Below are 258 nucleotides of genomic sequence, written 5' to 3'. Positions count from 1 at the left end.
AAATATAAAATTGCTATAAATATTATGCTTATCCTCATTTCCAACACTCCGTAGGTGACTTAGCACCCGTTGAGGTTAACGATATCGTTGCACAAGCCGTATCACGAGTCGCTTGTACTCCAACAGCTGTAGCTGTCACGGTGTAATCATCACCACTCAGCGTTGTATCAACCTTATAATAGGTATTTTCAACAATCCAAGGATCTGCCTTCAACCCAAGTTTAGTCATATCAGTTGCAAAGCTTCGATGATCTAAAT

At 39.9% G+C, this 258-nt stretch carries 1 protein-coding gene; it reads right to left on the bottom strand.

Annotated features, from left to right (window positions below):
• Positions 1–34: 34 nt before the first annotated feature.
• A partial coding sequence (locus AAEY78_RS13835) for a type IV pilin protein (protein ID WP_352339936.1) occupies positions 35–258 on the bottom strand: 224 nt, incomplete at its 5' end.

Origin of the sequence: Psychrobacter sp. 16-MNA-CIBAN-0192 (assembly GCF_040309565.1) — a bacterium.
In the GTDB taxonomy this organism is placed as follows: Bacteria; Pseudomonadota; Gammaproteobacteria; order Pseudomonadales; family Moraxellaceae; genus Psychrobacter.
Note: the sequence above shows the minus strand (reverse complement) of the source record. Positions and strands in the feature narration are given on the sequence as shown.